The sequence below is a fragment of the Streptomyces sp. UH6 genome (genome assembly GCF_013421635.1).
Classification (GTDB): domain Bacteria; phylum Actinomycetota; class Actinomycetes; order Streptomycetales; family Streptomycetaceae; genus Streptomyces; species Streptomyces abyssomicinicus.
The window spans coordinates 18,764-32,448 of the sequence record NZ_JACADT010000008.1; the positions used below are offsets into that span (position 1 = coordinate 18,764).

11 protein-coding genes and 1 pseudogene are annotated in these 13,685 nt (G+C 71.6%); 6 read left to right on the forward strand and 6 right to left on the reverse strand.

Annotated elements, in window-relative coordinates; all coding sequences use genetic code 11:
- Positions 1–35: 35 nt before the first annotated feature.
- Positions 36–992: a cyclase family protein gene (locus tag HW445_RS01670; RefSeq protein ID WP_180219236.1), complete on the reverse strand. Its 957-nt coding sequence runs from the start codon at positions 990–992 to the stop codon at positions 36–38.
- Positions 989–1,987 carry a fumarylacetoacetate hydrolase family protein gene (locus tag HW445_RS01675; RefSeq protein WP_180219237.1) on the reverse strand — a complete coding sequence of 333 codons (999 nt, stop codon included), beginning with the start codon at positions 1,985–1,987 and terminating at the stop codon, positions 989–991. The genes HW445_RS01670 and HW445_RS01675 overlap by 4 nt, the downstream gene beginning before the upstream one ends.
- Positions 1,988–2,117: 130 nt before the next feature.
- Between HW445_RS01675 and HW445_RS01680 the strand changes: the two genes are divergently transcribed.
- The 5 genes from HW445_RS01680 (at position 2,118) to HW445_RS01700 (ending at position 8,774) form a co-directional block, all read left to right on the forward strand.
- Positions 2,118–3,032 carry a LysR family transcriptional regulator gene (locus tag HW445_RS01680; protein ID WP_180219238.1) on the forward strand — a complete coding sequence of 305 codons (915 nt, stop codon included), beginning with the start codon at positions 2,118–2,120 and terminating at the stop codon, positions 3,030–3,032.
- A 228-nt stretch (positions 3,033–3,260) separates the two neighbouring features.
- A complete protein-coding gene (locus HW445_RS01685) occupies positions 3,261–4,499 on the forward strand; it encodes an MFS transporter (protein ID WP_180219239.1) in 1,239 nt (412 codons plus the stop codon).
- Between the two features lie 280 nt (positions 4,500–4,779).
- Positions 4,780–6,375, forward strand: a complete 1,596-nt coding sequence (locus HW445_RS34045) for a sigma-70 family RNA polymerase sigma factor (RefSeq protein WP_180219240.1) — start codon at positions 4,780–4,782, stop codon at positions 6,373–6,375.
- Positions 6,376–6,387: 12 nt separating this feature from the next.
- Complete coding sequence (locus tag HW445_RS01695) at positions 6,388–7,665, forward strand: CHAT domain-containing protein (RefSeq protein ID WP_180219241.1); 1,278 nt, start codon at positions 6,388–6,390, stop codon at positions 7,663–7,665.
- Positions 7,662–8,774 carry a hypothetical protein gene (locus HW445_RS01700; RefSeq protein ID WP_257230763.1) on the forward strand — a complete coding sequence of 371 codons (1,113 nt, stop codon included), beginning with the start codon at positions 7,662–7,664 and terminating at the stop codon, positions 8,772–8,774. Before HW445_RS01695 ends, HW445_RS01700 begins: the two co-directional genes overlap by 4 nt.
- Before the next feature lie 128 nt (positions 8,775–8,902).
- Here the strand turns inward: HW445_RS01700 and HW445_RS01705 are convergent, their stop codons facing one another.
- Positions 8,903–9,286 carry a DUF3592 domain-containing protein gene (locus HW445_RS01705; RefSeq protein ID WP_180219242.1) on the reverse strand — a complete coding sequence of 128 codons (384 nt, stop codon included), beginning with the start codon at positions 9,284–9,286 and terminating at the stop codon, positions 8,903–8,905.
- A gap of 120 nt (positions 9,287–9,406) precedes the next feature.
- Positions 9,407–10,585 carry an acyl-CoA dehydrogenase family protein gene (locus tag HW445_RS01710; RefSeq protein ID WP_180219243.1) on the reverse strand — a complete coding sequence of 393 codons (1,179 nt, stop codon included), beginning with the start codon at positions 10,583–10,585 and terminating at the stop codon, positions 9,407–9,409.
- 332 nt (positions 10,586–10,917) lie between these two features.
- On the opposite strand from HW445_RS01710, the gene HW445_RS01715 reads away from it, so the two are divergent.
- The gene (locus HW445_RS01715) at positions 10,918–12,228 is read left to right on the forward strand and encodes a hypothetical protein (RefSeq protein WP_180219244.1); all 1,311 of its coding nucleotides are present in this window, start codon (positions 10,918–10,920) and stop codon (positions 12,226–12,228) included.
- Between the two features lie 165 nt (positions 12,229–12,393).
- Here HW445_RS01715 and HW445_RS01720 read toward each other — a convergent pair whose 3' ends face one another.
- Together HW445_RS01720 and HW445_RS01725 are read right to left on the reverse strand one after the other, a co-directional pair.
- A complete protein-coding gene (locus HW445_RS01720; RefSeq protein WP_180219245.1) occupies positions 12,394–13,431 on the reverse strand; it encodes an aldo/keto reductase in 1,038 nt (345 codons plus the stop codon).
- Positions 13,428–13,685, reverse strand: a pseudogene (locus HW445_RS01725) (ABC transporter ATP-binding protein); the annotation flags it as partial. The gene HW445_RS01720 and the pseudogene HW445_RS01725, both read right to left, overlap by 4 nt.

Sequence of the window (13,685 nt, forward strand, 5' to 3'; positions counted from 1 at the left end):
GATTGACTCCCTTTCCGGGTGGTGCGGGCCCGGGACTACTTGACGGCGACGGGGTTGACGGGGGAGCCCACGGCGCCGGTGATGGGCAACGGGGCGGCGGTGAGCCAGAACTCGTGGACGCCGTCGGCGGCGCAGTCCTCGGCCAGGGCCTCGAAGTCCCACATCTCGCCGATCAGCAGGCCGATGTGCGGGATGACGACCTGATGGAGCGGCTGGAAGGCGTGGGCGAACTCGTTGGGCCGCACCTCGAAGCCCCAGGTGTCGGTGGCGATCGCGGCGATCTCGCTGCGGTGGAGCCAGGACGCGGTGGTGAACGACAGGCCGGGTGCGGGGCCGCCCGCATAGTCGCCCCAGCCCGCGCGTCGAGCTCGGGCGAGCTGCCCGGTGCGCACCAGGACGATGTCGCCGCGGCCGACCGTGACGCCGTGCGCCTCGGCGGTCGCCGCAAGGTGCTCAGCGGTGATCGCGAAGCCGTCGGGGAGCTCCCCGTTCTCGCCGATGGTGCGGCCGACGTCGAGCAGGACCGCGCGGCCTGCGATGTGCGGGGCCATGTGCTCGATGCCGGTGACCAGGTCGCCGTCGGAGGTGACGACCTTCGCGGCGTCCCGGCCGTTCCAGGCCCTGCCGTGGTCGAAGATGTGGCCGAGCCCGTCCCACTGGGTGGAGCACTGCAGCGGCATCGCGATCACGTCGTCCGCGCCGCCGATGCCGTGCGGGAAGCCCTGGTTGCCGAGGGCGGCGTCGGTACCCGTGTCGAGCATGGTGTGGACGGGGTTGGTCCGGCGCCGCCAGCCTTTCTGCGGGCCGTTCATGTCGAAGCGCTGCGACAGGGAGAAGCTCACGCCGCGGCGGACCAGCGCGGCCCCCTCGCGGCGCTTGGCGTCGTCGAGGAAGTTCACGGTGCCCAGACGGTCGTCCTCGCCCCAGCGCCCCCAGTTGGAGCACTCCGCGGCGGCCTCGGCTATCGCGCCCTCGGGATCGTCGGGGTTCACGACGCCTCCCCGACACAGCGGGTGCGCTGGGCGCCGAGACCGGTGATGGAAGCGTCCATGACGTCGCCGTCACGCAGGAGACGGCCCCAGTGCATGCCGTTGCCGGCGGGGGAGCCGGTGAGCACCAGGTCGCCGGGGAGCAGGCGGGCGGTCTGCGAGGCGTAGGACACCATGCGCGCGACGTCGAAGATCATGTCCTTGGTGGACTCGTCCTGCATGACCTCGCCGTTGAGCTTCAGCGTCAGGCGCAGATCGCCGGTGTCGCCGAAGGACTCGGACGGCACGATCCACGGGCCGAGCGGGGTGAACCCGGGGGCGTTCTTGCTGCGCAGCCAGTCCGTGCCGATCTGCGGCATGTCCCGGCGGAACACGGTCGCGCGGTCGGTCAGGTCGTTGGCGATGGTGTAGCCGGCCACGTACTCCAGCGCCTCCTCGGGCGACACCCGGTACGCGGGCCGGCCGATCACCGCCGCCAGCTCGAGCTCCCAGTCCGGCTTCTTCGCCCATGCGGGCAGCGTCACGTCGTCGTACGGGCCCGTTACGGAACTCGGCAGGCCGATGAACACGTACGGCAGGTCCTCGGCCGCGCGGCGGTCCATGATGTCCGCGGCCTCCGCGCGCGCCTCCTCCTCGCTCCGCCCGTCACCGGGATCCCGGTGGGCGACGTGCAGGTCGATCACGTGCTGCCGGTAGTTGGCGCCCGACTGGAAGATCTGCCGCGGCTCGACGGGAGCGAGTACTCGGAAGTCCGACAGGGGATGCCGTGCGACTCTCGCATCGGCGGCGATCTCCCGCAGGCCCGGCAGCACCGTCGGCCACTGCTCCAGCAGGCCGCGCGTCGTCAACGCCGGGTCGTCCAGGGCCGTGCGCAGGTCGACGACCCGTCCTTCGCCGTCGACGAGGGCGGGAAAGGCGCGGCCGTCGTCGGCCGCGAGAGTGCCGAGGGCGAAGGGCCCGGCGAACGGAGCGGAAACGGATTGAGGTTTCACCGACATGTCCTCCTGATGGCGATGGGACTAATCTGGACCCGCATCACGCAATCGGGGAAATAGATTCTGTGGATCATTGTCATCGGTGAGACAAATAGTGCTGTGTTGCCGCTTGCCCGAAAGGGACCTTTGCCTCGTGAACCTGGCCCGCCTCGACCTCAATCTCGTGGTCGCGCTCCGCGCCCTCCTCGAAGAGCGCAACGTCACCAGGGCCGGACAGCGCGTCGGCCTGAGTCAGCCCGCGATGAGCGCGGCCCTGGCCAGGCTGCGCCGCCACTTCGACGACGAGCTCCTGTCGCGCGAGGGGAGCCAGTACGAACTCACCGCACTCGGCCGGGTCCTCCTCGACCGCACCGCCACCGCCTACGACGTGCTCGAACGTCTCTTCACCAGTCAGGCCGACTTCGACCCGGCCACCGAGACCCGCGAGTTCCGCATCGTCTCCTCCGACTACGCCGTCGACGTCTTCGGCGTCGAGTTCGCCCGCGTCGTGCACGAGGAGGCGCCGGGCATTCGCCTGCACTTCACCCGCACCCCGCTCACCGTCGTCGACGACACCGCGAGCCTGCTCAGCGCCAGCGACGGGCTGTTGATGCCCCACGGCGTCATCAGCGGCTTCCCTGCCACCGACCTCTACGAAGACCGCTGGGTCTTCGTCGTCGCCGACGACCACCCCAGCGTCGAGGACCGCCTCACCCGCCGGGACCTCGCCAGGCTGCCCTGGGTCACCTACCAGCGCACCTACGACGCCCCGGCGGTACGCCAGCTCGGCATGCTCGGCATCGAGCCGCGCGTCGAGGTCTCCGTCGACAGCTTCCACACCCTGCCCGCCCTCGTCGCCGGCACCCGCCGCATCGCCCTCGTCCAGGCCCGCCTCGCCCGCCTGCTCACCCCCATCGCCGCCGTACGCGTCCTCGATCCGCCCTACGAGGCCGTGCCACTGCGCGAGGCGTTGTGGTGGCACCCCGTGCACACGCATGACGCGGCGCACATCTGGCTCAGGGAGACCGCGGCGAGGGTGGGCCGCCGCATCGCCGAAGCGCAGTTCTGAAGCTCTGTCCGCAGCCACTTCTCCCAGGGGCGCGGCAGCGAAGCCCCGGTTCATCCCCCTATTCGGCCGATGGATGGCGGTCATCGTCGAAGCGGATGGTGAAAAGGGTGGGCAGAGCGGCCGGCGGCACGCATAGTCGAGGGCATTCCGCCCCCGGTTTCCGTGCCACCCTCGTCGGCCGTCCCGACCGGGCGCCGCTTTCACCCCTCCCCGTACTGGAGCGCCGTGATGCCCGCTGCCGTCATACCGCCGTCCCGCGATCACGTCCGCGACACCGTCCCGGCCGGACGCCTGCCCGCCGTCGTCCTCATGGCCGGCAGTTGTCTGCCCGTCCTCGGAGCGGTGCTCCTCGCCCCCGTGCTGCCCCGTATGCAGGACCACTTCGGCGGCGTGCCGGGCAGCGCGGCGCTGGTCCCCGTCGTCCTCACCGTCCCCGCGCTCGCCCTGGCGCTGCTCGCCCCCTTCGCCGGGATGATCGTCGACCGGCTCGGCCGCAAGCGTCTGCTCGTCGCCGCCACCGTCCTGTACGCCCTCTTCGGGACGGCGCCCCTCTGGCTGGATTCGCTCCACGCCATCCTGATCAGCCGAGTCCTCGTGGGTGTCGCCGAAGCGGCGATCATGACGGCCTGCACCACGCTGATCGGCGACTACTACAGCGGGGAACTCCGCGACCGCTACCTCGCCCTGCAGACCATGTGCGCCTCCGCCTCGGCCACGGTCTTCTTCGTCCTCGGGGGAGTGCTCGGGGCCGCCGACTGGCGCGCTCCCTTCTGGCTCTACGCCGTCGGCCTGCTCATCGCGCCCGTCATGGCCCGCGTCCTGCCGACCCCTCTCCCGTCGAAGCGCGGCACCGAATCCCAGGTGCCGCTTCCGCGGCGCCCGTTCCCCGTCCGGCGCATGGCCGGCGTCTGTCTCCTCACCGTCTTCGGCGCCGTCGTCTTCTACACCGTTCCCGTCGAGATGGCCTATCTCCTGGACGACCTCGGAACCGACTCCACCGGCACCGTCGGCCTCGTCACGGCGGTGGCGAGCGCCGCGACCGTCCTCGGCTCCGTCCTCTTCACCCGCCTCTCCCCGGACCGTCGCCATCGCCTGCCCGCCCTGCTCCTGCTCTGTGCCGCGGGCTTCCTGCTGATGGGCCTGGCCGACAGCCTCCCCCTCCTGATCGCCGGCGCCGTTGTCAACTGTGTCGGCACCGGCCTGCTGCTGCCGTCACTGGTCACCCGGGCCATGTCCCTCCTGGAATTCGCCGACCGGGGACGCGGCATGGGCCTGTGGACCGCGGCCTTCTTCTTCGGTGAGTTCCTCTGCCCCCTGGTTCTGCTGGCCGGCAAGGAACCCGCGGGCAGCCTTGCCTCCGCCGTCGCCTTCCTCGGGGTGGCCGCTGCGGTCCTCGCCGCGGTGCTCTTCACGGCAGCACGTCGCCCCGTACCCGCCGGCTCGCCCGACGGCGTGCGGCAGCAGTGAGACGGACAACGCGTTGAGCGGAAACGCTCGAGGCGCGGACGAGAAGGCCGACCGTGCGGCGCGGACGGACGGGCGGCAGGCAGCCGGCCTTCGACCGGAGTCCGGGCTCCCGGAGGGCGCCGTCCCCTCGTCGACAGGGGATGTGGCCGGTTTCGGCGAGGTGCCGTCCAGAGCGGCCCGGCTAAGCTGGTCCGTCCCCCACATGACGGGCCACGCAGGGCTCCAGGGGGGGTGACGTCCACAGGTGCGGGGGTGCGGGGATCGTGAGAGTTGCCGAGACATGAGTGGCGACCACGTCAATTACTACGGCGACCACAACGTCACGCACGACCTCCACGGGGCGCAGAGCATCGTCCGGTCCGCCGCTCCTGCCGGTGCCGCGGAGGCTGGGCGCGCGGCGCGCGAGGAGCTGGGCATCGCACTCCGTGAGTTGCGTGAGCACCTCGACCCGGCGGAGGCAGTGGTTGTCGACGACGCCTTGAAGGTCCTCACCACCGACGACACCGCACGGCCGGCCCACCTTCATCGCGCCCTGCGGGTGGTGGCGGCGGTCGCCACGAACGCGGGCGCGCTCGGATCGCCCGTCATCGGATTGATCACCCGCGTTCTCACGGAGCCGGCTCGCCCGGTGTCGGCGGTGTCGGCGGTGGCGGCGGTGGCGGTGGTGTCGGCGGGGGGAGACGAGGGGGAGGAAGCCCGGCCTTCCCCGGAGCGACGACCGGGCGTGCGCGCGCTCTTCACGCGGCTGTGGGATCTGGAGCCGGGGACTTCCGAGCACACCGAGCTGCGCGGTCGTCTGATCCGGATGCATCTGCCGCTCGTCGAGCACCTCGCCCGCCGGTACCGCGACCGGAAGGTGCCGCAGGAGGACCTCGTCCGGGCGGGTACGGAGGGTCTGCTCAAGGCGGTGGACCGCTTCCGCCCCGACCGGAGGACGAGCGAGTTCTCCACCTATGCGACGGGACTCATCTCCACCGGGATCAAGCGGTATCTCCGCGACCAGGGCCGAACAGACCGACTCCCTCACAGGCTCCAGGAGTTGCACCTGGCGCTGACCACGGCGACCACCGAGTTCTCCCAGCAGCACGGCCGTTCCCCCACGGTCCACGAACTCGCCGAGAGACTGGCCGTTTCCGAGCAGGAGGTCCTGGAAGCGCTGAATTCGGCCAACGCGCACGCCGCGCTCTCCTTGCACGTCCTCGACACGGAGGACCGGTCCCCGGCGGTCGCCGACGCGCTGGGCGCGGAGGGCGACACGCCGAGCGCGGAGAAGGATGCGCCGAGCGGCGCGGAGGCGGCTCCGGAGGGCATCGAACACCGCGACGCGCTCAAGCGGCTCCTGGGTGATCTGCCACCGCGGCAGAGAGACGTGGTGCGGCTTCGCTACTTCCGTGGCATGAGCCAGCCTCAGATCGCGCAGGAGGTCGGGATCTCCCAGATGCACGTCGCTCGGCTGCTGGCCGGCGCCTTGGCCCGGCTGGGGAAGGGGTTACCTGACGACGACCCCGCCCCCCGGGCCCGCCCAGGGCAGTGCGCAGTCGTCCTGAACCTCCTCGACGACGAACCCCGCGCCGGAACCCTTGTACGGCTGACCGTGGAGCTGGTGGCCGGGGCAGGGCACCCTTGGGCCGAGCGGGGGGCGCGTCCGCTCCTGGAGGTCGTGGCCGTGCCGCTGAGCAGCGCGGAGATCGAGCCCGCCACGGTGGTGTACCGCCCCGAGCAGCGGGTGTCCGGGGAGTTCCGGTTCAGGGCCGGGAAGCCCGGGACGCACCCGGTCCGGTTCGCTGTCGTGCACCACGACACCGGGGTCGTTCTTCAGCAGGTGGTCGCGGACCTGCAGGTCGGCACCGCCGAGCTGCGCAAGGTGAGGTCCTGACCGATGCCGCGCGTGCTGACCACTCGTGTCGTACAGGACCCCGGTGACGGCTTCCGTCGCCTGCCGCACCTGGAGACGGAACCGCCCGATCTCCGGGTCAGTTTCGACGTGCTCGGCGGCGGACGGATCCGGGCCCGCATGTCGGGGACGTCCGTTCCGGCTCTCGCGGGCACCGAGCACAGGGCCGACCTGATCGCGCGTCCCGACGAGGTGCAGGGGGCGGCCGCCCGCCTCTGTGCCCGATGGCGGGAGAGATTCGTCGACCACCAGCCGGTCGACGAACAGGGCCGGGCCCTGCCGGACAGGAGAAGACCGTTCGCCACGGCCGCCGATCTCAGCGGCGAGCCGGAGGGGGAGTTGCGCCCGTTGGTCGCCGATCTGGTGCGCAGTGGTGAGGCGCTGCTGTTCGACACCCTGCTGCGGGGGGACGACGAGCGGACGGTCATGTTCCGGACCTATCTGGCAGCGGCCCTGTCCCGGGAAGGGCTGCGGGTGAGGTTCGACTCCGATCTGCACCTTCCCTGGTCCCTGCTCTGTACGTACGAGGAGTCCGCCGCCACCGCCGCGGCCGGCCTCGACGTGCTCTTCGCCCGTTTCCTGGGGTACCGCCACCAGATCGAGCACACGGGCGACGCGTACGCGTGGATCGAGGAGCCCCGTGGCGCTCCCGACCTGCCCACCGTCAGCCTGAACCACGACGTGCGGGTGGGGCGTGCCAGTCGGGCGGAGGAGGTCGCGAAGGCGTTGGCGGAGGGTACGGCCTGCACGGTGCGTACGACGTACGACGAGTTGGTCCGCGATCTGGGAAATCCGGAGCTTGACGAGCAGTTGATGTATTTCTGGTGCCATGGAGAGTTCGTCGGCAATCCTCCCGGCCCGCCGGTGTTGGCCATCCGGTTGAGCGACGGCGTCCTGTTCGACGGCCACGCCGTGCACGAGCTGCGAGTCCGGTACCGGGGCAGTTCGTTCCGGCCGTTCGTCCTGCTCAACGCCTGCCATGCCGGGCTGACCGGAGCCGGCGCGGATCAGGCCTTCCTCGGCGCCAAGCTCATCCAGCACGGTGCGCGCGGGGTGCTCGGCCCGCAGATCGCCATGCCGCAGGCGTTCGCCGCGGAGTACGCGCTCGAGTTCGTCACCCGCTACCTGGAGGGCGCGGCGACCGCGGGCCGGATCGTGCACGACCTCGCCCGGCACTTCGCACGCCTCTACCGCAATCCTCTCGGTTGCGCGTACGGGCTGCACTGCGGCATGGACGCGCGCCTCGACCTGCCGCGTGCAGGTGAGGTATGAAACGGGGCGCAGGGCCCGAGAACCGGGTCAGGGACGGAGGCGGCTCCCGGGGCAGGGCCGCGGCGGCCGGCATCGGGACCGGCGTCGAGGTCCAGGCCGTCGATCTGGACGAGACCGGCTGGCTGCTCGACGCCGACACCCGTGAGCCGGTGCCCCACCACGGACTGCGTGACTACTTCGCGGACCGCCTCGCTCCACCCCCCTGGGCGACGGACGTGCTCGTCTACGTCCACGGCTGGCAGACCTCGCCCCGCTCCGCCCGGCGCACCGCCGAACGGCTGCTGGCGCTGCTGCGCGCCAACCTGGCGGCCCACCCCGCGCAGTATCCGGCGCTGACGGACGCCACGGCCAAGGGCTTCCGGCCGTGGTGTGTCGTGGTGCGCTGGCCGTCGTCCAGCGCGGTCACCCCGGCCGGATACCGCCGTATCAGGGACCGCGCCCATGCGATGGGCGCGCGCGACGGCGGGGGCCACGCCGCACACATCCTCGGCCGGCTTCTCGGTTATCTGGACACCGAACGCGCCGACCCGCGGGCGGCGCCGGTACTGGCCAACCGGGACGGGCAGTACCTGCACCTCGTCGGGCACTCGTTCGGCTGCCGGTTCCTGTGCGAGGCGGTGCAGTGGGCGGCCGACGCCCGGCTCGAGGACACACTCGGCTGGAGCGCGGCGGAGCGGTCGCCGTCCCGGCCGTTCACCGCGGACAGCATGCTCCTGTTCCAGATGGCGGCCCGGCGCGACGCGTTCCTCACCCGCTTCCCGGGCATCCTGCCGGGCGACGGGCATGACGGAGCCCCGCTGCGGGGCCCCATCGTCACCACGTACTCCCGGCACGACCGGGCGACGGGCTTCTGGCACCTGCGGGCCGAGCGGCAGGCCGGCATCGGTCACTCCGGCATCGGCCCGGCTCCCGCGCCCATGTTCACCACCCGCCTGCTGCCGGTCGACGAGCGTTACCCGCTGTCCGTGCTCGACCACCGCTTCGTGAACGTCGATGCCTCCGAGGTGTACGTGCGCGGCCGCCGCCTCAACCCGGCGGGTGCCCACTCCGACCATGTCCGCCCGGAATCAGCCCATTTGCTGCTGACCCTCGCTGACTGTTCCCGCTGACCGTGGGCCGTCCGAGTGGCCTCCAGGTGTCACCCGCTTCGTCGAGTGCCTCCCCGATCTCCTGCCCGGCGTGGCCCACGCGAGCGTCCACCGCCGCACGGCCGAGAGGTTCACCGGCGAACGGCGGGTCACCGGAGGAACACGGTCAGGGCGATCACGGCCATCCCGACCACCAGGCCGAAGACGGCTCCCCCGATGGAGAAGTCCTGAGCGATCCGCGCCTTCTCCGGCTTCCTCGGCAGGTAGTGCACCGTGCGGGTCTCGCCCACCGCGGCGAGGGGGCGGTTGTGCGGTGTCGTCCTCATCCGGGCCACCTGTCCGGCCGCCGTGGTGAACTCGAACTCGCACCGGACGCTCGGCTTCGCGGAACTGAGGTTGTGGTGCACCGCTACGCACGTGCCCTCGGCCGTGAGCCCTCGCCTGCGAAGCGGGATGTCGCGCCACAGCAGCGCGCCGCACGGTATGAGGACGAAGACGGAGATGAGCACCACAGGCGCGACGGGATTGTTCATACCTGCTACGACACGTCGAGTGCCCGAAGGGTTGCGAGCTCCTGACCGTCACCGGCGCCGAGGAGATCGAGATCCGGGAGAGGACGCGAGGCCGGATCAGCTCGACGGGACGCGGCGTCACTACGCCAGATCGAGGAAGCTCCATCGCGCCTCGGGCCGGGCGCCGCTGAGCCACTTCCCGCAGTTCTGGAGCACCACCGGGCTTGAGGTGATGTGCTGGGTCCCCGTGTGGAGATCACGCAGGAAGCGGTCGATCGGGCCGCGTCGGATCGCTGCCGAGCCCGCCCAGCGGTGGACCGTGCCGCCCACCTCCCGCGCGGTCGACGTCGCGTGGTTGAGGACCAGGCGCAGCAGCGTCTCCTGCTCCGTGGTGAGGAGGTCGCCCGAGTCGAGGGTGGCCTCGAAGTCGCGCCATGCCTCCGCCACCCACGCCCGGGCGGCCCGGAGCCGGGCCTCCGCGGTCGCGTACTCCGCGTGGAACTGGGAGGTGTCGACAGCGGCACCACGCGTTCCGGCGCGGGCCCGGGCGACCTTCTTCAGCTCGTCGAGCAGCCGCCGTCCGACGCCCAGTGCCCAGCCGGTGTGTCCGATCGCGGCCATGTTGACCAGACCGAGGCGGTAGACGGCGCCACCGTTGACCGGGGTGGTCGTGGTGGCGAGGTAGGTGTACTCGTGCGGGACGTACACGTCGTGGCAGTGGTAGTCGACGCTGTGCGTCGCGCGCAGCCCGAGCACGTCCCAGTTGCCGTCGAGCGTCACCTGCGACTTCGGCATGGCGAGGATCCGCATCTCTCCCGTGTCCTCGACCTGGATCAGGCTGTGGACGTGGGTGGCGTGCGCCATTCCGGAGGCGAACTGCCAGTTGCCGCTCACCAGGTAGCCGTCCTTCACCGGCACGGCCCGGCCGGGCCGGGTGCCGTGCCCGGCGACCAGCGCGTACTCCCCGCCGGCGACGTCGGGGAACAGGTCGGCCGCCGCGGCGTCCCCGATGAAGGCCGCAGTGGAGCCGGTCACCAGTTGCAGTGCGAACATCGTCCAGCCGGCCGCTGCGTCGTGGTGGCTGAGCCGCTCGACCGTCTCGATCAGCTGCAGCGGGGTGAACTCGAATCCGCCGAGGCTCTTCGGCAACTCCGCTCTGACGATCCCCGTGTCCAGCAGGGCCCGCGCGGTGTGTTCGGGGAGTCTGCCGAGGTCCTCCGCGGCATCCGCGTCCGCGTCGAGCGACCCGCCCAGCGCGTCGATCCGATCCAGGAGTGCGGGCAGTTCCGGGCTGCGATGCAGTCGAGCCGTGGCCGTCATGCCGTACCTCACCTCACCGTTGCTGGTCGGACACCATGTCACGCGCTGCGAGGGGGAGTTCGCGATCCAGGCGGGGGTGGCCCGCCCATCGCGATCGTCTCACGCGGGTGGTCCGTCGTCTGCCGAAGAGCGGCAGAGCGGGGCGGGGCGCGCGCCCCGGTCGCCGAGCCGACCGACAAGCCGCTCCAGCCCCTCCGCGAGCCGTTCGTGGTGCGGGAGGTGTCCGGGTGCGCGACCGGCGCCCGAGGTGTGGGCGGAGGTGTGGTGACGGCTACGTGCCGTGCGAGCCCGACGCAAGACGTAGGCTGCCGTCGGAGAACAAGGGGGAGACGATGCTCGACGACCGTAGGACGACCGTTCCCGTGTGGACGCTCGCGACCACTGATGTCCAGGTACCGGGGTTGCCCGCGGGTGAGTCGATGACGCCCGAGCGCCTGACCGAACTGCGCGGAGTCCTGGCCGCGTTGGCCGACGAGCCGATCGTCACGCTGGAGGCGCATCCGCTGTCCGACAAGGTCGACCGCCGCCGCGGCATCCCGTTGGACGCCGCAAGTCCTCTGGCGCAGCACTTGTCCCAGTTCATCACGCAGTCGACGCGCACGTCTCTCACGGCTGCCAGAGCGACCGCGTCGGGCGAGGTGCTCTACCGGATGGTGATCCCGGCGAAGTTCGCCGCCCAGTTCGGGCAGGGCCTCGTCCGCCCCATGGTGGCGAAGGGAGCGTCCGGTGCGGTCCGCGGGGCTCTCGTGGACTCGACGGGCAAGATCGCCGCGAACGCGAAGCTCGTGCCGGTCGGAGGGGTCGCGGCGACAGGTGCGGTCGGTGGGGCCGGTGCGACCGCCGGCGCCGCGGTGGCCGGAGGCACGGCACTCACCGTGGCCGCTCCGCTGGTGCTCATGGCCGTGGCCGTGGGGGTGAGTGCGCACGCGGACATGAAGCGACAGCAGGCCATCGAACACATCACGGAACTGCTGGAGCAGCTCAAGGAGGACAAGCTCGACGACGAGCGCAGCTCTCTCGCGGGCTGCCGCCCTGCCATCGACAAGGCCACGGCCGTCCTGCTCGATCAGGGCAAGCTCGGTGTGTCGCTGGGACTCGACTCGGCGGTGCACACCATCGACACGGCGCTGGCGCAGGCCGAGACCCGCCTGGGCCGGTGGCGGAGTGCGCTCGACGCGCTGCCCGACGGCGAGCCCGTCGCACTGGCCACGCTGACCGACCATTTCCCCGGCATCGAGGAACAGGGCGGGACCTTCCACGCCCATCTCGAACTCGCCGCCCTGGCGATCACGATGAAACGGCGGGTCGTGGTCCTCCAGGCGGTCGAGCACGCCCAGGGCGCCCCTGAGAATCCGTTCGAGAACTTCACCGCCGCGCTCAAGCGTGATCAACAATGGCTCGACGACATCGAGTCGGGCATCGCCGATGTGCTGCTCCGGCTCTCGGCCCTGGAGCTGGGACGCCCGAGCGGGCTGCGCCCCGTCTTCAAAGCCGGTGAAGTGGATCGTCTCCTGAGCGCCGCGCATCGGCTGCACCAGCTGGGCCGTGGCGTCATGCGCAACGGCCGCCCGGCGGACGTCGCGATCGAGATCGCGCGCGAGAAGGACGGCTCGGTCGCGGTGTTCCCCGCGCTGCCCGTCTAGAGATCGAGCCCGGCAGGGGGACCACGCGGTGCTGATGTCCGGTCACCGGATCCGCTCCGGTCCTGCGCTCGCCGCCGCCCGCCGGGTTCGCGACCGCGGAGTCGCTGACGGCGCGCCGGTCACCTTCGCTCCCGGTCACCTTCGTTCCCGCGCGCCGTCGCGACGTCAGGCCCGTGCGCGACGGCGCCGTGCCGGGTCGGTGAGGGAGGGCGGGGTGTAACCGCCGTCGCGGGCGGAGAGGTTGGCGCCCGGCGGGACGATCTTGTCGATACGGTCCAGGACGTCCTGGTCGAGGCGGATCGCGTCCGCGCCCAGCTGGCTCTCCAACTGGTCGAAGGTGCGCGGGCCGATGATCGCGGACGTGACCGCCGGATGTTCGAGGACGAACGCGAGGGCGAGCTGCACCAGCGTCAGCCCCGCCTCCTCGGCCAGCCGGGCGAGGGCCTCCGCGGCGTCGAGCTTGGCCGCGTTCTCGGGGGCGGCGATGTCGAAGCGCTCGGTCTGGCGCGCGGAGCGGCTGGAGACGGGCTGCTCCGCGCCCTTGCGGTAGCGGCCGGACAGCCAGCCCCCGGCCAGCGGGCTCCAGACGAGCACGCCGAGTCCGTGGCGCTCGGCCACCGGCAGCACCTCGCGCTCGATGCCGCGCGCCAGCAGCGAGTACGGGGGCTGCTCGGTGACCACCCGCTCCCGACCCCGCCGTTCGGCGGTCCACTGGCCCTCCACGATCGCCGACGGTTCGAACGTGGACGTCCCGATGTACCGGATCTTGCCCTGGCGCACCAGGTCGGTGAGCGCGCCGAGCGTCTCGTCGAAGTCGGTGTCCGGCTCCGGCCGGTGCACCTGGTACAGGTCGATCCGGTCGGTGCCCAGCCGCCGCAGGCTGTCCTCGACCGCGCGGACGATCCAACGGCGGGAGTTCCCCCGGTCGTTGGGCCCGTCGCCGAGAGCACCGTGGAACTTGGTGGCGAGCACCACGTCGTCCCGACGGCCGCCCGCGAGGGCCTTGCCCACGATGGTCTCGGACTCGCCCGCCGAGTAGACGTCGGCGGTGTCCACGAAGTTGATCCCCGCGTCCAGCGCCCGGTGGATGATCCGCACGGAGTCCTCGTGGTCGGGGTTGCCCCGGGCGCCGAACATCATCGTCCCCAGGCACAGTGGGCTGACCTTCATGCCCGTGCGGCCCAGATTGCGGTACTGCGTCATCGTGCACTCTCCTGCATGAGGGGATCGGTGGTACGGGGACCGGTGGTACGGGGGTCGGCGGTGGCGTCCCCGGCTTCGGCGGCTTCCCCGGCTTCGGCGGCTTCGGCAGCTTCGGCGGCTTCGGCGGCGGCGTCCGCGGGGACGCCGTCGCGGAAGGCGTCCCACAGTCGGCGGTAGGGTCCGCCCGCCGCGAGGAGCTCCTCGTGCGTGCCCGACTCGGCGATCCGCCCGCCGTCGAGGACGACGACCCGGTC

What these genes read in the sequence shown, in the direction of transcription:
- HW445_RS01675 (WP_180219237.1), bottom strand. Translation starts at nt 1,987, where the DNA reads ATGTCGGTGAAACCTCAATCCGTTTCCGCTCCGTTCGCCGGGCCCTTC.
- HW445_RS01685 (WP_180219239.1), top strand. Translation starts at nt 3,261, where the DNA reads ATGCCCGCTGCCGTCATACCGCCGTCCCGCGATCACGTCCGCGACACC.
- HW445_RS34045 (WP_180219240.1), top strand. Translation starts at nt 4,780, where the DNA reads ATGAGTGGCGACCACGTCAATTACTACGGCGACCACAACGTCACGCAC.
- HW445_RS01700 (WP_257230763.1), top strand. Translation starts at nt 7,662, where the DNA reads ATGAAACGGGGCGCAGGGCCCGAGAACCGGGTCAGGGACGGAGGCGGC.
- HW445_RS01705 (WP_180219242.1), bottom strand. Translation starts at nt 9,286, where the DNA reads ATGAACAATCCCGTCGCGCCTGTGGTGCTCATCTCCGTCTTCGTCCTC.
- HW445_RS01710 (WP_180219243.1), bottom strand. Translation starts at nt 10,585, where the DNA reads ATGACGGCCACGGCTCGACTGCATCGCAGCCCGGAACTGCCCGCACTC.
- HW445_RS01715 (WP_180219244.1), top strand. Translation starts at nt 10,918, where the DNA reads ATGCTCGACGACCGTAGGACGACCGTTCCCGTGTGGACGCTCGCGACC.
- HW445_RS01720 (WP_180219245.1), bottom strand. Translation starts at nt 13,431, where the DNA reads ATGACGCAGTACCGCAATCTGGGCCGCACGGGCATGAAGGTCAGCCCA.